At 64.3% G+C, this 20,154-nt stretch carries 20 protein-coding genes; 16 read left to right on the forward strand and 4 right to left on the reverse strand.

Going from position 1 to position 20,154, the window contains the following annotated elements; translation table 11 throughout:
• Positions 1–2: 2 nt before the first annotated feature.
• Together HGI30_RS07745 and HGI30_RS07750 are read right to left on the reverse strand one after the other, a co-directional pair.
• Positions 3–512 (reverse strand): tetratricopeptide repeat protein, encoded by a 510-nt coding sequence (locus HGI30_RS07745; RefSeq protein ID WP_168907097.1) that lies wholly within the window; start codon positions 510–512, stop codon positions 3–5.
• Positions 512–1,711 carry a M20 family metallopeptidase gene (locus HGI30_RS07750; protein ID WP_168907098.1) on the reverse strand — a complete coding sequence of 400 codons (1,200 nt, stop codon included), beginning with the start codon at positions 1,709–1,711 and terminating at the stop codon, positions 512–514. The genes HGI30_RS07745 and HGI30_RS07750 overlap by 1 nt, the downstream gene beginning before the upstream one ends.
• Positions 1,712–1,978: 267 nt before the next feature.
• Between HGI30_RS07750 and HGI30_RS07755 the strand changes: the two genes are divergently transcribed.
• The 6 genes from HGI30_RS07755 (at position 1,979) to HGI30_RS07780 (ending at position 9,255) form a co-directional block, all read left to right on the forward strand.
• On the forward strand, positions 1,979–3,430 hold the full coding sequence (locus HGI30_RS07755) for a PTS mannitol transporter subunit IIBC (protein WP_168907099.1): 1,452 nt from the start codon (positions 1,979–1,981) through the stop codon (positions 3,428–3,430).
• 109 nt (positions 3,431–3,539) lie between these two features.
• Positions 3,540–5,666 carry a BglG family transcription antiterminator gene (locus HGI30_RS07760; protein WP_168907100.1) on the forward strand — a complete coding sequence of 709 codons (2,127 nt, stop codon included), beginning with the start codon at positions 3,540–3,542 and terminating at the stop codon, positions 5,664–5,666.
• Positions 5,667–5,682: 16 nt separating this feature from the next.
• The gene (locus HGI30_RS07765; RefSeq protein WP_168907101.1) at positions 5,683–6,114 is read left to right on the forward strand and encodes a PTS mannitol transporter subunit IIA; all 432 of its coding nucleotides are present in this window, start codon (positions 5,683–5,685) and stop codon (positions 6,112–6,114) included.
• Complete coding sequence (locus HGI30_RS07770) at positions 6,111–7,262, forward strand: mannitol-1-phosphate 5-dehydrogenase (protein ID WP_168907102.1); 1,152 nt, start codon at positions 6,111–6,113, stop codon at positions 7,260–7,262. The genes HGI30_RS07765 and HGI30_RS07770 overlap by 4 nt, the downstream gene beginning before the upstream one ends.
• On the forward strand, positions 7,259–8,989 hold the full coding sequence (gene ptsP / locus HGI30_RS07775) for a phosphoenolpyruvate--protein phosphotransferase (RefSeq protein ID WP_168907103.1): 1,731 nt from the start codon (positions 7,259–7,261) through the stop codon (positions 8,987–8,989). Before HGI30_RS07770 ends, ptsP begins: the two co-directional genes overlap by 4 nt.
• A 2-nt stretch (positions 8,990–8,991) precedes the next feature.
• Positions 8,992–9,255 (forward strand): HPr family phosphocarrier protein, encoded by a 264-nt coding sequence (locus HGI30_RS07780; protein WP_168907104.1) that lies wholly within the window; start codon positions 8,992–8,994, stop codon positions 9,253–9,255.
• A 162-nt stretch (positions 9,256–9,417) separates the two neighbouring features.
• Here HGI30_RS07780 and HGI30_RS07785 read toward each other — a convergent pair whose 3' ends face one another.
• Entirely contained in the window at positions 9,418–9,672 is a 255-nt protein-coding gene (locus HGI30_RS07785) for a GlsB/YeaQ/YmgE family stress response membrane protein (protein WP_168907105.1), read from the reverse strand.
• 412 nt (positions 9,673–10,084) lie between these two features.
• On the opposite strand from HGI30_RS07785, the gene HGI30_RS07790 reads away from it, so the two are divergent.
• From HGI30_RS07790 to HGI30_RS07805, 4 genes are all read left to right on the forward strand, one after another.
• Positions 10,085–10,915, forward strand: coding sequence for a transglutaminase domain-containing protein (locus HGI30_RS07790; protein ID WP_168907106.1), 831 nt, complete (start codon positions 10,085–10,087; stop codon positions 10,913–10,915).
• Between the two features lie 96 nt (positions 10,916–11,011).
• Positions 11,012–11,674 (forward strand): hypothetical protein, encoded by a 663-nt coding sequence (locus HGI30_RS07795; protein ID WP_168907107.1) that lies wholly within the window; start codon positions 11,012–11,014, stop codon positions 11,672–11,674.
• Between the two features lie 118 nt (positions 11,675–11,792).
• Positions 11,793–12,452, forward strand: a complete 660-nt coding sequence (locus HGI30_RS07800; protein WP_168907108.1) for a nitroreductase family protein — start codon at positions 11,793–11,795, stop codon at positions 12,450–12,452.
• A 94-nt stretch (positions 12,453–12,546) separates the two neighbouring features.
• Positions 12,547–12,915, forward strand: coding sequence for a DUF3243 domain-containing protein (locus HGI30_RS07805; protein WP_168907109.1), 369 nt, complete (start codon positions 12,547–12,549; stop codon positions 12,913–12,915).
• An 8-nt stretch (positions 12,916–12,923) separates the two neighbouring features.
• Here the strand turns inward: HGI30_RS07805 and HGI30_RS07810 are convergent, their stop codons facing one another.
• Positions 12,924–13,823, reverse strand: a complete 900-nt coding sequence (locus HGI30_RS07810) for a LysR family transcriptional regulator (protein ID WP_168907110.1) — start codon at positions 13,821–13,823, stop codon at positions 12,924–12,926.
• Positions 13,824–14,012: 189 nt separating this feature from the next.
• Here HGI30_RS07810 and HGI30_RS07815 point away from each other — a divergent pair, with 189 nt between their 5' ends.
• The 6 genes from HGI30_RS07815 to phoU all read left to right on the forward strand — a co-directional run bounded on the left by HGI30_RS07815 (position 14,013) and on the right by phoU (position 19,303).
• Positions 14,013–14,924, forward strand: coding sequence for a phosphate ABC transporter substrate-binding protein (locus HGI30_RS07815; RefSeq protein WP_168907111.1), 912 nt, complete (start codon positions 14,013–14,015; stop codon positions 14,922–14,924).
• Between the two features lie 116 nt (positions 14,925–15,040).
• Positions 15,041–16,054: a phosphate ABC transporter permease subunit PstC gene (gene pstC / locus HGI30_RS07820; protein ID WP_168907112.1), complete on the forward strand. Its 1,014-nt coding sequence runs from the start codon at positions 15,041–15,043 to the stop codon at positions 16,052–16,054.
• Positions 16,055–16,056: 2 nt separating this feature from the next.
• Positions 16,057–16,944 carry a phosphate ABC transporter permease PstA gene (pstA, locus tag HGI30_RS07825; RefSeq protein WP_168909788.1) on the forward strand — a complete coding sequence of 296 codons (888 nt, stop codon included), beginning with the start codon at positions 16,057–16,059 and terminating at the stop codon, positions 16,942–16,944.
• Positions 16,945–16,969: 25 nt separating this feature from the next.
• Entirely contained in the window at positions 16,970–17,779 is an 810-nt protein-coding gene (gene pstB, locus HGI30_RS07830) for a phosphate ABC transporter ATP-binding protein PstB (protein ID WP_168907113.1), read from the forward strand.
• Between the two features lie 74 nt (positions 17,780–17,853).
• Positions 17,854–18,612: a phosphate ABC transporter ATP-binding protein PstB gene (gene pstB / locus HGI30_RS07835; RefSeq protein WP_168907114.1), complete on the forward strand. Its 759-nt coding sequence runs from the start codon at positions 17,854–17,856 to the stop codon at positions 18,610–18,612.
• 31 nt (positions 18,613–18,643) lie between these two features.
• Positions 18,644–19,303: a phosphate signaling complex protein PhoU gene (gene phoU / locus HGI30_RS07840; protein WP_168907115.1), complete on the forward strand. Its 660-nt coding sequence runs from the start codon at positions 18,644–18,646 to the stop codon at positions 19,301–19,303.
• Positions 19,304–20,154: the final 851 nt, after the last annotated feature.

The raw sequence follows: 20,154 nt of genomic DNA on the forward strand, positions 1-20,154 counted from the left end.
CCTCAGCCTTCGGCCCGCTCGTCCAGATCCTCCGCATAAGCCAGGATGCCCCGGCTGAAATACCGAAGCTTCTCGTCGTCGCTGGCCTCCAGGAGCGTGCGGATGAGCAGCTCGACGCTTTCCTTGCTGTCGCCGCGGTTGTACAGCGCCATGGAGAGGAAGACGCGCATGGGAAGATTCGCCGGAAATTCCGCGATACCCGTCCGCAGCGTCTCGATCGCCTCGTCGTAACGGCCCCAGTATCGGTACGTGCTGCCGAGCCCCATCAGGCAGCGTTCCCGCTCCGCGCCTGCGAGCCCGAGCTGGAGGGCCTTCTCATAGTAGGGAATGGCTTCGCGGCCGAGCCCCACATTGTCATGAGCGATGCCGGCCTGGTAGAGCGCCCTGGCGTTGCCGGGCTCGTCCGCCGCGAGCGCGAGCAGCCCGCTGCGCGCCTCCTCCAGCAGCTCCATGTCCTGCAGCGAGCGGCCCTGCTCGCGCAGCGCCGTCAGCTCTTCCAAGGTCGGCCGCATCAGGCGCGCCTCCCGTCTGAGCCGGATCGGCTCTCGAACTCGCCCCGGACAGCCCGATACAGCGAGTCGTCCGCGAGCACCTCGAGCGCGGTGGAGGCGAGCAGCCGCGCGCCGAGCAGCATCGCGTCCAGCGCCTCCTCGCGCATGGCTGCATCGCGGAACTCCGCCGTATGCAGGCCGAGCTTCTCCTCCACGACCTTGAGATACGGATGGATGGCCGGGCAGCGCAGCGAGACGTTGCCGAGGTCGAGCGAGCCGTGGTCGCTGCCCGCGAGCACCTGCTCGTCCGGCACGCCCTCCAGGCGCAGCATCCGCTGGTACGTGTCGGACAAAGCCTCGTTCGTGCGCAGCTCGTCATAGCTGAACTCGAACGGCGTGATCTCCAGCCGGCAGCCGGTCTGGAGCGCCGCGCCTTCCGCGCAGGCGCGGACGCGCTCCGTCAGCTCGTCGCGATACGCGCGGTCGGCCGCGCGCACGTAAAATTGAGCCGCGGCATGGGCGGGGATGATGTTCGGCGCCTGGCCGCCCTCGCTGACGATGCCGTGGACGCGGGCGTCGCCGCGCATCTGCTGGCGCAGCGCATTGACCGAGCCGAACAGCAGGAGCACGGCATCGAGCGCGTTCACGCCGAGATGCGGGCTGGCGGCGGCATGGGCGCTGCGGCCGTAGTAGTCGAACTGCAGCGCGTGCATCGCGAGCGAACGGCCCGACCGTTCATGCGCATGGTAAGGATGGGCCATAAGCGCGAAGCCGCAGTCGTCGAACCAGCCGGCCTCGCTCATCGTGACCTTCGCTCCGCGCGTCTCCTCGGCCGGGGTGCCGTAGACGCGGATGCGGCCGCCGCCGCCGCCGGCGTCCAGCGCTTCCTTCAATAACACGGCGGCGGCGACGCCCATGACGCCGATGAGATGATGCCCGCATGCATGTCCGATCTCCGGGAGGGCGTCGTACTCGCACAGCAGCCCGGCGACCGGACCCGGCCGGCCGGAGTCATATTCCGCTAGGAACGCCGTCGGCAGGCCGAGCACGCCCCGCTTCACGTCGAACCCCTGCCTCTCCAGCTCGTCCGCGAGTTGGGCGGAGGCGAAGAACTCCTCATGGCCGAGCTCCGGTCTTTCTCCGATCGTTCTTGACAGCTGCTTCCAGCCTTCCCCGCAACGCTCCGCGGTCTCCTTGAAAATAGCTTTGAAATCGGGCATAGCAATCCCTCCTGAAACCGACAATGTAAAATGGCGCCAGCCATCTGTTCTCCAGTATACCGCAGGATGGACAAAACGGCTTCTTCCCGGCGCAAGGGTCATCCAGCCAGGGGATTCATTGCGTTTTAAAGAAATGGCAGGAGCAATGATGACAGGATAGCGTTTACATTTTATTGAGAGCTTGCGTTTCGTAGCATAGAATGAACCAGGACGAAGGGCCTAGCGCGCAGGGCGCCTTCGGCAAGACAACTTGAGGAGGAATCCACCGTGGCGCAATCCACCAAAACCGCATCCGGCGGCGCACGCGTAGGCGTACAGAAGTTCGGACGCTTTCTAAGCGGCATGGTCATGCCCAACATCGGCGCATTCATCGCCTGGGGCCTGATTACCGCGCTCTTCATTCCGACCGGCTGGCTGCCGAACGAATACTTCGCCAAGCTCGTCGATCCGATGATCAAATACCTGCTCCCTCTGCTGATCGGCTACACCGGCGGCACGATGATCCACAAGCAGCGCGGCGGCGTCATCGGCGCCTTGGCGACGATGGGCGTCATCGTCGGGGCTGAAATCCCGATGTTCCTCGGCGCGATGATCGTCGGCCCGGCCGCAGCCTGGGTGCTCAAAAAGTTCGACCAGGCGGTCGAAGGCAAGATCCGCTCGGGCTTCGAGATGCTCGTCAACAACTTCTCGCTCGGCATCATCGGCGGCGTGCTCGCGCTGGTCGCCTACTCGCTGATCGGCCGCGCCATCGAAGCGGTGACGAACGTCCTCTCCGCCGGCGTCGACTTCCTCGTCGCCAACCACCTCATCCCGCTCGTCAATATCCTGATCGAGCCGGCCAAGGTGCTGTTCCTGAACAACGCCATCAACCACGGCGTGCTGAGCCCGATCGCGATCGAGCAGGCTGCTCAAGCGGGCAAATCGATCCTGTTCATGCTGGAGTCGAACCCGGGTCCGGGCCTCGGCATCCTGCTCGCCTACATGATCGTCGGCCGCGGCGCCGCTCGCCAGTCGGCCTCGGGCGCGTCGATCATCCACTTCTTCGGCGGCATCCATGAAATCTACTTCCCGTACATTCTCATGAATCCGCGCCTGCTGCTCGCGGTCATCGCGGGCGGCGTCACCGGCACGCTGACGTTCTCGCTCGTCGGCGCCGGACTCGTCGGACCTCCGTCTCCGGGCAGCATCATCGCCTACCTGGCCATGGCGCCGAAGGGCGAGATTCTGCAAGTGCTGAGCGGCGTGCTCACCTCCACGGTCGTCTCCTTCCTGATCGCGGCGCTGCTGCTGAAGACCGGCAAGCAGAAGGAAGATGAAACCCTCGAGGAAGCGACGCAGCGCATGAAGGACATGAAAGCCCAGGGCATGACCCCGGCAGCCGGAGCGGCGACGGGAGCGGCGGCTTCGGTCGATGCGGCCGCGGCCGAAGCGAAGGGCGCGACCGACATCCGCAAGATCGTCTTCGCCTGCGATGCCGGCATGGGCTCGAGCGCGATGGGCGCTTCGATGCTGCGCAAGAAGCTCAAATCGATCGGCTCCGGCGTCGAGGTGACGAACACGGCGATCAGCGACATTCCGTCCGACGCCGACGTCGTCATCACGCATCATACGCTGACGGACCGCGCCCGGTCGGTCGCCTCCGGCGCGGAGCATATTTCAATCGACAATTTCCTCAAGAGTCCGGAATACGACAAGCTGGCGGAACGCCTGAAGCCGTGATCCGAGCTTGACCTGCAAAGACGGATGGATGCCAGGAGCCGCGCGCTCCAGGCATCCATGGCGTCTTTCCGGCATTTCGGCGCTGAGGAAGAAGCGAGGAGGGGGACGCATGGAGCTAACGCATCGCATGAGACGCATGCTCGATCTGCTGCTCCAACCCGATGCGGGCGACATCACCGTCGCGGAGATCGCTCGCCGCATCCAGGTCAGCTCGCGCACGGTGCATCGGGAGCTCGATGCGCTCGAAGGCTACTTGCATCGCCAGGGCGTGCGCCTGCAGCGCAAGGCGGGCTCCGGCTTGCGGCTCGACGTCGACGAAGAGCGCCTTCGCCGGCTGAAGCGCGAGCTCGCGGCTCCGGAGGGGGCGGAATTCTCGCCCGAAGAGCGGCAGCTGCATCTGCTCGCCCGGCTGCTCGGCAGCGAGGAGCCGATCAAGCTGTTCGGGCTGGCGTCGGAGATGAAAGTGACCGTGACGACGGTCAGCGCGGACCTCGACGATCTCGAGGCCTGGATCGCGGGCAACCGGCTGGAGCTCGTACGCAGGCGCGGCTACGGCATCGAGCTGTCCGGGTCCGAAATCGCCCGCCGCGATGCGATTCGCGCGCTGCAGCGGCTTCGGCTGGACGATCTGGCGCTGCTTTCGCTCGCCGAGGAGCGGCCGCGCCATCCGATCGACGAGCTCATCTCGGCTCTGTCCGGCTCGCCGCGCATGCCCGCCATCGAGGAGGTGCTCTGGCGCTGGGAAGAGGAGCAGGACGACCATCCGCTCCGCGAGCAGGCGTACACCGACCTGCTCGTGCGGCTGGCGATCGCGGCCGAGCGCATCGGGCGGGGCCATCCGGCGTCGCTGGAGGAGCTGGAGGAGAGGCGCGGCTACTATCGCCGTCCGGCTTCGGAGTCGGAGCGGCTATGCGACCTGCTGCAAAAGGAAACCGGCTTGCCGTACGGGGAAGCCGAGCGCCATTATACGCAGCATCTGCTTGAGCTGGCGGCGCGCCGCTCGGCGGACTCGCTGCCGGCGGAGGATCTCGAGCTGGCAGCGATCGTCCGCCAGCTGATCCGCCGCATGGAGGAGGTCGGAGGCGCGGACTACGCGTCGGACCGCTCGCTGCGGGACGGCCTGTATGCCCACCTGCAGGCCGCGCTCGAGCGGCTCGCCGCCGGACAGCGCATCCGCAATCCGCTGCTCGAAGCCGTTCGCAAGGATTACGCAGACTTGTTCGCGCAGGTGCGAGAGGCGAGCGAGGCCGCTCTGCGCGACTGGAGCGTGCCCGAGGAGGAGATCGCCTTCCTCGTCATGCATTTCGGCGCCAGCCTGGAACGCCGCCGGCAGCTGCGCCAGCCGCTGCGGGCGATCATCGTCTGCACGAGCGGCATCGGCTCCTCGCGCATGCTGGCTACCCGGCTCGCCAAGGAGTTTCCGCAGCTGGACCTCGTCCAGCAGGCGTCCTGGTACGAGGCGAGCCGCATCCCGGCGGCCGCCTACGACATCATCATCAGCACCGTCGACCTGCCGATCGCCCCGAGCCGCTACATCAAGCTCAGCCCGCTGCTCGACGCGGGCGAAGCGCAGCGGCTGCGCGAGTTCATCCTCGCCCGGCCGGACGGAGGCGACGAGGCTGACGCTCAGCCGCAGGGCGCCGCGCCAGGGCCGCTCGACGAGACGCTGTCCGGCCCGAGCCCGCCTCCTCCCTCAGAGCGGAACGGACCGGAAGCGGCGATGCATTCGGTGAGCCGTGCCGCCGCGCAGTGCGCGAGGCTGCTGGAGGAATTCCGCGTGCTGCGGCTGAAGGCGGCGGACGGCGCGCTGCGGCCGTTGCTGATGGAGGCTTGCGGCCGGCCGGAGCTCGCAGCGGCGGTGCGGGATGCGGCGGCGATCGTCGATCGCTTGATCGAACGCGAAGCCCACGGCACGCAACTGCTGCCGGGCACCGATCTCGCGCTGTTCCATACGCGCAGCGGAGAGGTGAGCCGCCCGGTGCTCGCTTTGTTCGAGCTCGAGCATCCGCTCCGGCTCGATCCGGATCCGGGAGCGCCGGCTCTGAGGCGGTTTTTGCTCATGCTGGCCCCTCTGGTCCTTGCCCGCGAGAGCCTTGAGGTGCTGAGCGAGGTCAGCGCGTCGCTGCTCGACAGCGGGATGATCGAGGTGCTGGCGTCCGGGCGCGAGGAGCGCATCCGGGCCGACCTGGCCGTCCATTTGAAAGCGTACCTGAACCATAAATTAGATAGAGAATAAAGGAGTGCGAGACAACATGCTGAAACCTGAACTCATCCGACTGAACGTAGCCGTCAAGGACAAATGGGAAGCCGTGCGCCTGGCGGGCCAGCTGCTCGTCGAAGCCGGCCATGCCGATGCGGACTATGTGGAAAAGATGGTCGAGCGCGAACAGGCGCTGTCCACGTACATGGGCAGCGGACTGGCCATTCCCCATGGCACGAACGAAGCGAAGGCGCTCATCCGCTCCACGGGGCTGTCGGTGCTGCAAATACCGGACGGCGTCGACTTCGGCGGCGACGAGCCGGCGGTGCTTGTCGTCGGCATCGCCGCGCAGGGCGGCGAGCATATGGACATCCTGACGAGCGTGGCGATGGTATGCTCCGAGGAAGAGAGCATGGAGCGCATCCGCACGGCCGACAGCGCGGAGGAGATCATCCGCATCTTCGAAAGCGGGATGGAAGAATGAAGGCGGTCCACTTCGGAGCCGGCAACATCGGCCGCGGCTTCATCGGCCTGCTGCTGTCGCAAGCCGGGTACGAGGTCGTCTTCTCCGACGTGAACGAGCCGCTCGTGCGGGAGCTGCAGCGACGGGGCGAGTACGAGGTGACGCTGGCCGAAGAAGCAGGCCGGCAGTTCCGCGTCGGCGGCGTCAGCGCGATCGACGGCCGTGACCCGCAGGCGGTCGCGGAGGCGGTCGCGTCGGCCGATCTCGTGACGACGGCCGTCGGCGTCGGCGTGCTGCGGCATATCGCCCCCGGCATCGCCGCAGGGCTGCAGCTGCGCCTGGCGCGCGGCGGGGCTCCGCTGCATCTGATCGCTTGCGAGAATGCGATCGGCGCCAGCACGATCCTGAAGCAGCATGTCATGGAGCTGCTGAGCGGGCAGGAGAGGGAGGCGCTTGCCGCCAGCACGGCTTTTCCGGATTCGGCGGTCGACCGGATCGTGCCGATCCAGCACCACGAGGACATCCTCGCCGTCACGGTCGAGCCGTTCTACGAATGGGTCGTGAACCGCTCGCAGCTGCTGCCCGGCGCTGCGGAGATTCCGGGCGTGCATTATGTCGACGACCTGGCGCCGTACATCGAGCGCAAGCTGTTCACCGTCAATACGGGGCATTGCTCGGCGGCCTATGCCGGCTATGCAAAAGGCTTCGCCACGATCCAGCAGTCGATGCAGGACGAGGAGGTCGCCGGCTTCGTGCGATCCGTGCTGCGGGAGACGGGCGACATGCTCGTCCGCAGCTACGGCTTCGACGCCGCCGAGCATGACGCTTATATCGAAACGATTCTTGGCCGCTTCCGCAATCCGCACTTGACCGACGAGGTCGCGCGCGTCGGCCGGTCGCCGCTGCGCAAGCTGTCGCGCGAGGACCGTCTCGTCCGGCCGGCGCTGCTCGCGCTGGAGCAAGGCTTGCCGGCGGACCGCCTGGCCGAGGCGATGGGTCTCGCGCTGCGCTTCGACGAGCCCGGCGATCCCGAGGCGATGCAGCTCCAGCAGGCGCTGCGCGAGCTCGGACCGGCCGGAGCGCTGGCGCAAGCGAGCGGACTGGGCGCCGAGCACCCTCTCGTCCAGGCTGCGGCCGCGAGCTACGAACAGGAGGCGCAAGCATCATGACGACGATTCAATGGAAGGGCACGGCGGCATCGCCTGGCATCGCCATCGCCAAGGCGCTGCGGCTGGAGCCGGCCGCGGCGCCGCCGGAGCGGCGCGCCGTCGCCGATCCGGCAGCGGAGACGGCGCGCCTCGGAGCGGCCGTCGCCCAGGCGAGAGAGGCGATCGACGCGATCCGCCGGTCGACGCTGGAGCGGATGGGCGAGCAGAAGGCCGAGATTTTTGAAGCGCATCTGTTCCTGCTGGACGATCCGGAGCTGATCGAGGCGGCGGAGGACAAGATCCGGGACGAGCGCATCAACGCCGAATCGGCGCTCCACGAAGTGGCGGGCGGCATCGCCGAGCTGCTCCGCTCGATGGATGACGAGCTGCTGCGCGAGCGCGCGGCGGATGTCGGCGACGTCGCCGGACGGGTCATCCGCATTCTGGAAGGCCGCGAGAGCGGGACGATGTCCGGTCTCAGCGAGGAGACGATCCTCGTCGCCGAGGATCTGACGCCGTCGGATACGGCTCAGCTGGATCTCGACTACGTCAAGGGCTTCCTGACCGAGATCGGCAGCCGCACGTCGCACTCCGCCATCATGGCGCGCTCGCTCGAGCTGCCGGCGATCGTCGGCGCGGGCCGCGAGGCCGGCCGCATCGAGAGTGGCACGATGCTCGTGCTCGACGCGGTGGAGGGCATCGTGCTCGTCGATCCGTCCGCGGAGGAGCTGGAGCGCTACCGGCAGCGCAAGCGCGAGTACGAGGAGAAGCAGGCGCGGCTGCGCAGCTTCGTCGACCGTCCGTCGGCGTCGGCCGACGGCCACGAGGTCGAGCTCGCCGCCAACATCGGCAGCGTCGCCGACCTGGCCAAGGTGCTGGAGAGCGGAGCGGATGCCATCGGCCTGTTCCGCACCGAATTCCTCTATATGGGACGCAGCTCGCTGCCGACCGAGGAGGAGCAGTTCTCCGTCTACCGACACGTGCTGGAGAAGATGCAAGGCAAGCGCGTCGTCATCCGCACGCTCGACATCGGAGGCGACAAGGAGCTTCCTTACCTCGACCTGCCCAAGGAAAGCAACCCGTTCCTCGGACGGCGGGCGATCCGCCTCTGCCTCGCCGAGGAGGAGCTGCTGCGCGTGCAGCTGCGCGCGCTGCTGCGGGCAAGCGCCTACGGCCGCCTGGCCATCATGTTCCCGATGATCGCGGTCGTACAGGAGCTGCGCGACGCGAAGCGCATCCTCGCCGAGGAGCGCGCCAAGCTGGAGCAGGCCGGCATCGCCGTGTCCAGCGGGATCGAGGTCGGCCTTATGATCGAAATCCCGGCCGCGGCGCTGAATGCCGACGCGCTGGCTCGCGAAGCGGACTTTTTCAGCATCGGCACGAACGACCTGATCCAGTACACGATGGCCGCCGACCGCATGAACGAATCGGTCGCCTATCTGTACCAGCCGCATCATCCGTCGATCCTGCGCCTCGTCGAGATGGTCATCCGCGCCTCGGAGCGCCATGGCCGCTGGACCGGCATGTGCGGCGAGATGGCCGGCGACCCGGATGCGATCCCGCTGCTGCTCGGCCTTGGCCTGCATGAATTCAGCATGAGCGCCTCCACCGTGCTGTCCGCCCGCGAGCAGATTTCCCGCCTGTCCCGCGCCGAATGCGCAGGGCTGGCCCGTCAGGCGCTGGAGCTAGGCGCCCAGGACGAGGTGCTGGCGCTCGTCCGCAACTACATCGCAAGGAGTGAAGCTTAATCATGGTATCCGGCACATTCACCGTCATTCACCCGCAGGGCTTTCATGCCCGTCCGAGCAAGCTGTTCGTCGAGAAGGCGAATATGTTCCCGTGCAAGGTGACCCTGTTCAAGGGCGAGAAAAAGGCGAACGGCAAAAGCTCGCTCGGGCTGCTGACGCTCGGCATCTCGGCCGGCAGCGAGATCCGTCTGGAAACGGATGGCGAGCAGGAGGAGCAGGCGCTTCGCGAGCTCGGCGAGATGCTGACGAAAATATACGAGGAATAAGGAACGAAAGTCGCTCCATGGCAGCATGCCGCCTCGCGGCGCGCGAGCGATTTTCGGTCCGAGCTGAGCGGGCTGCATGCGAAAAAGGCCGCTTTCCCCAAGGGGAAAGCGGCCTTTTTGCGCTTGGCAAGCTGCCATTCGGCGCTTGCGCTCCGGACCGCCTTAGCGGGCGCGGCGCATGCTGCCGAGGATGAGGCTGACGATCGCGATCAGTACGATGGCGCCGATCAGAGCCGGTACGAAGTAGAAGCCTCCGACGACCGGACCCCATTCGCCGAGAAGCAGCGAGCCGAGCCATGCGCCGACGAAGCCGGCGACGATGTTGCCGATGATGCCGCCCGGTACGTCGCGTCCGACGAGCATGCCTGCCAGCCAACCGATGATGCCTCCGACGATAAGTGCCCATAACCATGCCATGATGTGTTTCCTCCCTTTGTTCGTTTCGTTTGTTTGGTGTCGCTCATGCTATTAAGTAACCGTGCCAGCCGAGCTCCAATCACATTGCCCGCAGCCCGGATTTCCGTTCGCTTTAGGTTATCCGCTTGAAGGCGCAATTATTAATATAGAAAGCCCCTATCGCACAAATGGTTCTAAAGAACTAATTCATTTGGCGGATATTCATTCGAAACTGATTCGATCCGAAGATATACCTAACTAAATACCCGTGCCAATAGAACTACAAATCGATATATTGATCGTTCATTAGTCTCATATCGAAATTTGGCAGGGCAAACGGGAGGATTCGGATATGAACGGATACGGATGTTTCGGAGCGCTGCTTTCAGGTAAACCGAAAGGAAACGCAAAGTCGGGCGGGCCGTCTCGTCGCATGCGGGCAGCGAGGCTCGCGCTGCTGGCCGTCGTCTCCTCGAGCCTGCTCCTCGGCTCGGCGCTACCGGCAGCGGCGGCGGATGCGGCGAGCCGGTCGCAAGCCCCAGCCGCAGCGGCAGACGTTGCGCCCGTGCTCGAAGCTTCGACGTTCGACGAAATCGCGGAGCTTGTCCATGGCGTCATGGCGGACGGATACGGCGAGCGGGCGACGATCCAGTATCGCGGCAGCACGGAAGGGCTGGACCAGAAGCTGCGGCAGGTGTTCAAGGCGATCGGCGCGAAGGACGACGACCTGCGCTTCGTGCTCAAGAAGATGACGTGGAACTGGACAAGCACGGCCTTCTCCGCGACGATCGACTACCGGATGACCTACTGGGAGACGACGGAGCAGACCGCGGCCGTGAACGAGGCCGCCCGGCTTGCCGTCGATTCGCCTGCGATCGCCCGCAAGAAGGAAGGACGGGAGCAGGTGCAGGCCGTCTACGAATGGGTCATCGACCGGTTCCGCTACGACCGCACGCTGGAGGAGCATTCCGCCTACGCGGGGCTGTACGGGAAGAACGGAACGGTCTGCCAGGGCTACGCGCTCATGCTTCACCGGCTGCTTCAAGCCGCCGGCTACGAGAGCCGCATCGTGTACGGCACCTCCAAGGGCGACCTGCATTTATGGAACCTGGTCCGCCTGGACGGCGCATGGCAGCATCTGGACGCGACGCTGGACGATCCCGGCGCGGGCAAAAGCAAGCTCTCCTACTTCCTCCGCTCCGATGCCGCGATGGCGGCGGACCATAGCTGGGACCGCTCGGCTTACCCCGCCGCCTCCCGCTGAAGCACGCGCGGCGAAGCGGCCGGCCGCGCCCTTCATCAAACGCCTTTCCCTTTGCGGGATGGAATGGTAAGATGGACGCATGAGGAGGATGCGTTCATGACGACTAATCAAAATACCGATGAGCTCCAGCAAGAGCAGGGAGCCGAAGCGGCGACGCCAGGGCAGCCTCAGCTGACCGAGGAAGAGCTGCAGCAGATGATCGCTGCGCTTTATCAGCACGGCGAGCTTGCGCTCAAGAGCTTCTACCAAGACGAATACGAAGTAGACGGACAAGTGGTGAATCACCCGATGTACGGGCCGCTGTTCACCTACCGGCTGCTCGATGCCAATAAGAATCCCCATTCCGTAGGCTTCTTCATGAACGAGCTCGTGCATAATTTCCAAAAGAACGAGGATCCGGCGCTCTGGATGTCGTCGTTCTTCGTGGATATCCTGCGCGGCGAGCGCAGCCGCCTGCTGCCTCCGCCTCCGCAGAACGAGGACGAGGCGAAGTACCTGTTCGACCAGATCATCGTGCCGCATTGCGCCAAGATGTGCCGCGCGGAGTTCGAGGACGAGCCGGTGCATGTCGACATCGACATCCATCCGGATCATGGACCGGTCGTCGAGGCCGGCTTCCCTTCGATCCGCGAGGGCAACAATGTCGTGGCGATGCCGTTCCATTACCTGCTTGCGCTGCATCTGCTGAACCGCGATACGGCCGATCCGCTCATCACCGGCTTGTACAAGATCCGCGAAGAACACGGCCTGGACGCTTGACGGGCCGCCCGCCATCCCCTGGAACGAGGGGATGGTTTTTTAATTCCAACCTATTGACAAGGAATTCGCCCGCTTCTATACTGTGATTATTATCATAACAGTTAGGGAGTGGGAGAACATGTCGACGAGCCATCCGCAAGCGAGCCTGCCGGCTGCCGATTTTCATGAAGTCATCAAGAGCAGGAGATCGGTCCGCAAGTATGATCCGGAGTTCAAGCTGACGGACGAGGAGATCAGGGAGCTTCTCACGACAGCGGCGCTCGCGCCGTCCGGAAGCAACATGCAGCCGTGGCGGTTCATCGTCATCACCGACTCGGAGCTCAAGCAGAAGCTGCTCCCGATCGCCTTCAACCAGGAACAGGTCGTCGCCGCATCGGCCGTCATCGCCGTGCTCGTCGATCTCAAGGCGTATACGGAAGCTCCCCGCATCTACGGCAAAGCGGTCGAGGCCGGCTATATGAACGTGGAGACGGCCGCCAAGCTGGTCGAGAACATGAACCGCTTCTACGGCTCGCTGCCGCCCGAGCGGGCCCTTCAATCCGCTCTGATCGACGGCGGCCTCGTCTCCCAGCAGCTGATGCTGGCCGCACGCGCCCGCGGCCTCGACACTGTGCCGATGGCCGGTTATAATGTCGACCAGTTCCGCGAGCTGTTGCAGGTTCCCGAGCGTTATGCCAACGTCATGCTGATCGCGCTCGGCAAGGCGGCGCAGCCCGGCCATCCGAGCGTGCGGCTGCATGTCGACGAGATCACCCATTGGAACGGCTTCGGCGTCTGATGCCGAATCAGGTCCAGAGTGTTTGATTCGCCGCATTTCCACCCGGGTAAGGAGTCCTCATGCAGGACAAATCGACTACGGGAGGCGATGCATCATGGCACATCTGGACGGCACGAAGGGCGAACCGAAAGCGACGGAAGCGTTCGACAAGGTGAAGGACACGATTCAGGGCATGGACGAATCCAAGAAGGACGAGATACTCGCCAGCTTCGACGAGTTCAAGAGCTACCTCGGCAACCGGATCGATCTGGCGCGGCGCATCGGGCTGGACGACGAGCAGCTGGCCGCTGCGGCCGAAAAAGTCGCCGGCTATCTCGCCGAGCACGAAGAGCCCCGCAACGCGGAGGAAAAGCTGCTGCAGGAGCTGTGGAAGGTCGGCAAGGAAGAGGAACGGCATATGCTCGCGCACATGCTCGTCCGCCTCAGCCAGGAAACGAACGAGCCCGTCCTCGAACGCTCGTAAGAATAGGCTCAAGCTTGATCTTCATCGGCCGCCTGCTTCCCATGGGAAGCAGGCGGTTTTTTGACGTCCGCAAACAAGGAAAGCAGCGCCGGCTCGTCCTTGCGCGCGAGCTGCGGGCCGGGATGGAGCTCCAGGCCGTAGGAGGGAGCGCCAGGCAGGGGAAGGAGGCGCAAGCCGGCTGCGCCTGCAGCCGCTGCCGCTGGATGATGTCGGCTGAAGTCGGGCACGATAGCGAAACCGAGCCCTTGCGCCGCGAGCGTCCGGGCCGTGCCGAGATCGGCGGACGTGTACGCCTCCCGGAGTGCGCTGCCGCGGGCGCCGCTCCATTCCAAGCAGAGGCGGCGCAGCTCCGATCCCACCGGGGGAGCGATCCAGGGAGCTTGCGAGCCGAGCAGCGATTCGGCCGAGGCATCCGCATAGCTCGGATGGGAGGCGGATACGGCGAGCTTCAGCTCCGCCTGCCAGTAGATGCTTCCGGCGACGGAGGGCGGCTCGGCCCGCTCGGAGACGATCAGATCCGGTTCTTCCTGCCGCCGTTCGGCGGTAAAATCAATCCCGCGCCCGAACGGCTCGAGCGCCGCTGCGGCCAGCGCCGCGGCCTGCTCGCGGCATGGGGCGTCGATTCGCACATTCAGCCGGCCACCGGCGGACGCGAGCAGCCGCATCTCCTGCCTCGCCTCCTCATGGAGGCGGATGATCTCGCGCGCGAAGCGCAGGAGCGCCTTGCCGGCATCGGTCAGCAGGATACGACCGGTTTTGGACTCGAACAGCTCCGTTCCCCATTCCTCCTCCATCTTCTTCATATGAAAGGTCGCCGTCGGCTGCTTGATGCCCAGCTCGCGCGCCGCAAGAGTCACCTTTTTGTGCTTGTCCAGCAGGACGAGCAGCCTCCATTTAACGATTGTCATGATGGCTCCTTTCTTGGCACCTGTAGTATAGATAAAGTATTTGATTGCCAGCTCTATATTATAGATAAACTAAATGCAATTTTACAATTCCCTTTACAAAGCGAACATACGGCATTAACACCTGGCTCGTACAATGAATTTCGTAAGCCAGATCAAAACTCGGATCTTCGGAAGGGGAAACAAAACAAGATGAAAAAGACGATGCTGGTCCTGATGACGACGGTGCTTGCGCTGACGCTGGCTGCCTGCGGAAGCAAGAACGAGGCGAACAGCGGCGGAGCGGAGGGCGCAAGCCTGAGCGGATCGATCCTGGCGGCAGGCTCCACGGCCATGCAGCCGCTAGTCGAGCAAGTATCCCAGAAATTCATGGCCGAATCGCAATATAGCGGAGTCACGGTCCAGGTGCAAGGCGGCGGCAGCGGCACCGGCCTGACGCAAGTGTCCGAAGGACAAGCCGACATCGGCAACTCCGACATCTTCGCCGGCGAGAAGTTCACCGACGCTGACGCCGACAAAGGCAAAGCGCTGGTCGACCATCAAGTGGCCGTCGTCTCCATCGCCACGGTCGTCAACAAGAACATCGCCGTCGACAACCTGACGAAGCAGCAGCTCGTCGACATCTTCACCGGCAAGGTGACGAACTGGAGCGAGGTCGGCGGAGCCGACGAGAAGATCGTCATCGTCAACCGTCCATCCAGCTCCGGCACGCGCAAGACGTTCGACAAGTACGCCCTCGGCACGAAATCGGAAGACCTGCCGGGCAACATCCAAGAGGATTCCTCCGGTACGGTCAAGAAGCTTGTCGGCGAGACGCCGGGAGCGATCGGCTATCTGGCTCTCTCCTACCTCGACGACACGGTGAAGACGCTCAAGCTTGACGGCGTCGAAGCGAACGCCGACAACGTCAAGACCGGCGACTATCCGGTATGGGCTTACCAGCACATGTACACGAACGGCGAGCCGAACGAAGTCGTCAAGGCGTTCCTGGACTACATGGTCAGCGACGACATCCAGAAGACGGACGTCACCGACCTCGGCTACATCTCCATCAACGAGATGCAGGTTACGCGTGATGAAGCCGGCGCGATCACGAAAAAATAAGATTGTCACCACAAGCTGCGCCCGCCGGCGCAGCGGCAGGCCAAGAGGGAGGCATCCGATGCCCCCTCTTGGCTTTGCGCCATGCCAAGAGTATCCGGCGTAAGGAGAGATCATTCATGAAAGCAACCTTAGACCCGGCCAAGCCAGGCTCCGAAGGCGCAGAGCCGTCCGCCGCCTCGGCCGAGCCGCAGGCGGAGGCTTCCCAAGCGGCCGCCGCCCCCTCCGGCGGAACGCCGCCTCGTCCGGCCGCGCGCCGCAAATCGCGCTCCGGTGGAGAATGGTTCGGCAAGACCTATACGCTCATCTGCGTCGCCGTGCTTATCGTCACGATTTTTTCGATCGTTTATTTCGTCGCGTCCAAAGGTCTGGCGACGTTCTTCGTCAACGGCGTCAGCCTGAGGGAATTCCTGTTCGGCACGAAGTGGGCGCCGGACGGCGAGCCGCAGTCGTTCGGCGCGCTGCCGTTCATCACCGGCTCGTTCGTCACGTCGATTCTGGCCGCCTGCATTTCGGCTCCGCTCGCCTTCTGCGCGGCCATCTTCATGACCGAGCTGATGCCGAAGTTCGGCAAAAGCGTCATGCAGCCGGTCATCGAGCTGCTCGCCGGCATCCCGTCCGTCGTGTACGGCTTCGTCGGCCTGACGGTCATCGTGCCGTTCTTCCGCGCGATTTTCCCCGGCCAGGGCCTCGGACTCGCTGCGGGCGCGGTCGTGCTGTCGATTATGATCCTGCCGACGATCACGACGATCGCCACGGACGCGATGAGCAACCTGCCGCGCGGCCTCAAGGAAGGCAGCTACGCGCTCGGCGCCACGCGCTGGCAGACGATCTCGCGCAGCATCCTGCCAGCGGTCATCCCGTCCATGCTGACGGGCGTCGTGCTCGGCATCGCGCGCGCGTTCGGCGAGGCGCTCGCCGTGCAGATGGTCATCGGCAATGCGCCGCATATTCCGCGCTCGCTGTTTGAATCGGCGTCCACGCTTACGAGCGTCATCACGCTCAGCATGGGCAACACGATCATGGGCCAAGTCCAGAACAACGTCCTGTGGAGCCTCGCGCTCGTGCTGCTCGTCATGACGTTCGTGTTCGTCGCGATCGTACGCGTGCTGGAAAGGAGAAGCCTGCGATGAGAATGTCCAACAAGACCGCCGACCGCGTGGCGACAGCCGTCTTCTATTTCTTCGCTTTCCTCATCATCCTCATCCTGGCCGGGCTGATCGGCTTCATCCTGTATCGCGGCCTCAGCCACATCAGCTTCGACTTCCTGACGTCCGCCCCGCAGACGTTCAAGGCCGGAGGCGGCATCGGACCGCAGCTGTTCAACTCGCTGTTCCTGCTCGTGCTGACGATGATTATCACCGTGCCGCTCGGCATCGGCGCCGGCATCTACATGGCGGAGTACGCCCGCCCGGGCCGGTTCACCGACTTCATCCGGCTCGTCGTCGAGGTGCTCTCCTCGTTCCCGTCGATCGTCGTCGGCCTGTTCGGCCTGCTCGTGTTCGTCAACTACTTCGGGCTGAAGTTCTCCCTGCTGGCCGGCGCGCTCGCGCTGACCGTATTCAACTTGCCGCTCATGGTGCGCATCACCGAGCAGGGCATCCGCGGCGTGCCGCGCGAGCAGAAGGAAGCCGGACTCGCCCTCGGTCTGACGCGCTGGAAGACGATCGTCAAGATCATGCTGCCGGTCGCGCTGCCGACGATTCTGACCGGCACGATTCTGGCCGCCGGCCGCGTCTTCGGCGAAGCCGCCGCGTTGCTGTTCACCGCCGGCATGAGCTCGCCGCGGCTCGACTTTACCGACTGGAATCCGTTCAGCCCGGTATCGCCGCTCAATCCGCTGCGCCCAGCCGAGACGCTCGCCGTGCATATTTGGAAGATCAACAGCGAGGGCATCGCCCCGGATGCCGCGCAGATCGCAGCCGGCGCTTCCGCCGTGCTCATCCTGACGGTGCTGCTGTTCAATCTGGGCTCCCGCTGGCTCGGCCGCTACCTGTACCGCAAGCTGACCGCATCCCGCTAAACCCGACTACGAGGAGGACCCCAACATGGCGATATCCGCACCCTCGCCTAGCGCAGCCGGCGCAAGCACTCGTCCAGGAGGCGCTGCGGCGCTGGCCGCCGAGCAGCTGAGCATTTTTTACGGAGAGAAGGAAGCGGTCAAGAAAGTCGACCTGAGCTTCGCGAAGGGCAGCGTGACGGCGCTCATCGGCCCGTCGGGCTGCGGCAAGTCGACGTTCCTGCGCAGCCTCAACCGGATGAACGACACGATCGCCGGCGCGAGCGCCACCGGAAGCATCTGGCTCGACGGCCAGGACATCAACGCTCCCGGCACCGATGTCGTCACGCTGCGCCAGCGGATCGGCATGGTCTGGCAAAAGCCGAATCCGTTCTACAAGTCGATCTATGAGAACGTCGCCTTCGGCCCGCGCTACCACGGCGTGCGCAGCAAGAGCGAGCTGGACGAGATCGTCGAGTCCTGCCTGCGCCGCACGGCGCTGTGGGACGAGACGAAGGACCGGCTGAACCAGTCCGCGCTCGCCCTGTCCGGCGGCCAGCAGCAGCGGCTGTGCATCGCCCGCGCGCTGTCCGTGCAGCCGGAGATCCTGCTCATGGACGAGCCGGCCTCCGCGCTCGACCCGGTGTCCACGTCCAAGATCGAGGAGCTCATCTCGGAGCTCAAGCAGGAGTTCTGCATCGTTATCGTGACGCATAACATGGGCCAGGCCGCCCGCGTGTCCGACAAGACGGCGTTCTTCTACATGGGCAACCTGATCGAGCACAACGATACGAACGTCATTTTCACCAATCCGGAGAAGAAGCAGACCGACGACTACATCTCGGGCCGCTTCGGCTGATCCGAAAGCCGTGCTGTCCGGAAGGGCCGCGCGGCGGCAATTCGACTATCGACGCATGGGAGAAGGGGAACGTTATGACGACATCGATTATGGAGATTGACCGCCTCAACCTGCATTACGGCGAGTTCCAAGCGCTCAAGAACATCGAGCTGGACATTCCCGAGAAGACCATCACCGCCTTCATCGGTCCGTCGGGCTGCGGCAAGTCGACGTTCCTGCGCACGCTCAACCGCATGAACGACCTCGTCGCAGGCGTCCGCATCGACGGCAGCGTCAAGCTGGACGGCGACGACATCTACGGCTCGGAGACGGACGTGGAAACGCTCCGCAAGCGGGTCGGGATGGTGTTCCAGCAGCCGAATCCTTTTCCGAAGTCGATCTTCGACAACGTCGCCTATGGCCCGCGGCTGCACGGCATCCGCGACAAGTCGACGCTGAACGAGATCGTGGAGCGCAGCCTGCGCGGCGCGTCGCTGTGGGAAGAAGTGAAGGACCTGCTCGGAAAGTCGGCGCTCAGCCTGTCCGGCGGCCAGCAGCAGCGGCTGTGCATCGCCCGCGCGCTCGCCGTCGAGCCGGAGGTGCTGCTCATGGACGAGGCGACGTCCGCGCTCGACCCGATCTCGACGCTCAAGATCGAGGAGCTGGTGCGCGAGCTCAAGAAAGAGTACACGATCGTCATGGTGACGCACAACATGCACCAGGCCGCGCGGGTATCCGACCGTACGGTGTTCTTCCTGAACGGAGAGCTCGTCGAGGCCGACGAGACGGAGAAGCTGTTCTCCAACCCGAGCGACGCGCGCACGGAAGACTATATTACAGGACGATTCGGCTGAAGCGCCGGCGAGAGGGAGAGGAGAGCCCGTCATGATCAAACGCAAGGAACTGGACGAAGGCTTGGAGCAGCTCGACAAAATGCTGCTGGAGATGGGCGAGCGGGTGGAATCGGCGCTCGCGGGATCGATGCAGGCGCTGATGAGCGTCGACGCCGACGCGGCGGCGGAGATCATCCATCGCGATCCGGAGCTGAACCGGCTGGAGGAGCGCATCACCGAGCTCGGATCCAAGCTGATCGCCACGCAGCAGCCGGTGGCCAAGGACTTGAGGCGAGTGCTGGTCGCGTTCCGCATCTCCGGCGACCTGGAACGGATGGGCGATCTGTCCGTCGACATCGCCAAGGTCGTGCTGCGCCTCGAGGGGCAGTCGCTGATCAAGCCGCTGATCGACCTGCCGCGCATGGCGGAGATCGTGCAGACGATGATCTTCGAGTCGATCCAGTCGTTCGTGCAGGAGAACGTCGATCTGGCGTACAAGATGGCCAAGGACGACGACGCGGTGGACGCGCTGTACTCGCAGATCATCCGCGAGCTGTACACGCTCATGGTGCAGGACCCGCGCACGATCAACCAGTCGATGCTGCTCAGCTTCGTCGGCCGATACATTGAGCGCATCGCCGACCATGCGACGAACATCGGCGAGAGCGTCGCCTATCTCGTGACGGGCCGCCGACCGGACTTGAACGTATGATTTGAACGTATAAGGTGGATGCGCCATGCCTGCTTCGGACTTCCGGAGGGGCATGGCGTTTTTTGCTTGAACCCCGTGCAACCCGAGAACCCCGTGAACCCCGTGAACCCCGTGAACCCCGTGACCCCGTGACCCCGTGACCCCGTGACCCCGTGACCCCGTGACCCCGTGACCCCGTGACCCCGTGAACCCGTGAACCCGTGAACCCGTGAACCCCGTGAACCCCGTGAACCCCGTGAGCCCCCTTTAGGCCGCTACGCCACCTCCGCTCCGCGGACGGAACCTCTTTCCGATTCCGCTGAAGCCCAGATTCCTCTGAACTCCCTTTCCTCAACGGAAGGAATCCGGCCTTCAAGGGAACCGCTCCCGCTTCTCCAAGAGGCTTCCGTCCCCTCCGCTATGTGCTCCTGCCGGCTCGTTACCCCATAATCCCCATCTCGGCGACCTAAGTCCTCGCAAACCCAACACCTCACCACGGCTACTCCAGCCACAACTCCAATCCGGCAGTCCACCTCGATGACCTCGGCAGACCAGCAATCCGCCAATACGGCAGTTATGCCTGCACCTCCAAGCCCCCAAGTCCTCAAGCCTTCAAGCCCCCAGGCCCCCAGGCCCCCAAGCACCCAAGCCCGCAAGCTTTCCGAGCAACCAAAGCGCCTCTGTCTGCCCAGCAATCCACGGCAACACATCAGTTAATTCTTGCTCCACCATGCCTAAAGAATTTAACGACTCGGTAGGGGCTTAGAAGCCCATTAAGAGCGAGTTTAAAAAGCTAACGACGGGTCAGAAGTTTAGACGTCACGAAAGGCCGATCAGAGAGGCAATTCGACTGATTTTCGGTCGCTAAGGTG

The organism is Paenibacillus albicereus, from assembly GCF_012676905.1.
In the GTDB taxonomy this organism is placed as follows: Bacteria; Bacillota; Bacilli; order Paenibacillales; family Paenibacillaceae; genus Paenibacillus_O; species Paenibacillus_O albicereus.

Bases quoted from the DNA above. Each gene is read 5' to 3' on its own strand.
- HGI30_RS07745 (WP_168907097.1), bottom strand. From the start codon at position 512: ATGCGGCCGACCTTGGAAGAGCTGACGGCGCTGCGCGAGCAGGGCCGC.
- HGI30_RS07750 (WP_168907098.1), bottom strand. From the start codon at position 1,711: ATGCCCGATTTCAAAGCTATTTTCAAGGAGACCGCGGAGCGTTGCGGG.
- HGI30_RS07760 (WP_168907100.1), top strand. From the start codon at position 3,540: ATGGAGCTAACGCATCGCATGAGACGCATGCTCGATCTGCTGCTCCAA.
- HGI30_RS07765 (WP_168907101.1), top strand. From the start codon at position 5,683: ATGCTGAAACCTGAACTCATCCGACTGAACGTAGCCGTCAAGGACAAA.
- HGI30_RS07770 (WP_168907102.1), top strand. From the start codon at position 6,111: ATGAAGGCGGTCCACTTCGGAGCCGGCAACATCGGCCGCGGCTTCATC.
- ptsP (WP_168907103.1), top strand. From the start codon at position 7,259: ATGACGACGATTCAATGGAAGGGCACGGCGGCATCGCCTGGCATCGCC.
- HGI30_RS07780 (WP_168907104.1), top strand. From the start codon at position 8,992: ATGGTATCCGGCACATTCACCGTCATTCACCCGCAGGGCTTTCATGCC.
- HGI30_RS07785 (WP_168907105.1), bottom strand. From the start codon at position 9,672: ATGGCATGGTTATGGGCACTTATCGTCGGAGGCATCATCGGTTGGCTG.
- HGI30_RS07790 (WP_168907106.1), top strand. From the start codon at position 10,085: ATGCGGGCAGCGAGGCTCGCGCTGCTGGCCGTCGTCTCCTCGAGCCTG.
- HGI30_RS07795 (WP_168907107.1), top strand. From the start codon at position 11,012: ATGACGACTAATCAAAATACCGATGAGCTCCAGCAAGAGCAGGGAGCC.
- HGI30_RS07800 (WP_168907108.1), top strand. From the start codon at position 11,793: ATGTCGACGAGCCATCCGCAAGCGAGCCTGCCGGCTGCCGATTTTCAT.
- HGI30_RS07805 (WP_168907109.1), top strand. From the start codon at position 12,547: ATGGCACATCTGGACGGCACGAAGGGCGAACCGAAAGCGACGGAAGCG.
- HGI30_RS07810 (WP_168907110.1), bottom strand. From the start codon at position 13,823: ATGACAATCGTTAAATGGAGGCTGCTCGTCCTGCTGGACAAGCACAAA.
- HGI30_RS07815 (WP_168907111.1), top strand. From the start codon at position 14,013: ATGAAAAAGACGATGCTGGTCCTGATGACGACGGTGCTTGCGCTGACG.
- pstC (WP_168907112.1), top strand. From the start codon at position 15,041: ATGAAAGCAACCTTAGACCCGGCCAAGCCAGGCTCCGAAGGCGCAGAG.
- pstA (WP_168909788.1), top strand. From the start codon at position 16,057: ATGTCCAACAAGACCGCCGACCGCGTGGCGACAGCCGTCTTCTATTTC.
- pstB (WP_168907113.1), top strand. From the start codon at position 16,970: ATGGCGATATCCGCACCCTCGCCTAGCGCAGCCGGCGCAAGCACTCGT.
- pstB (WP_168907114.1), top strand. From the start codon at position 17,854: ATGACGACATCGATTATGGAGATTGACCGCCTCAACCTGCATTACGGC.
- phoU (WP_168907115.1), top strand. From the start codon at position 18,644: ATGATCAAACGCAAGGAACTGGACGAAGGCTTGGAGCAGCTCGACAAA.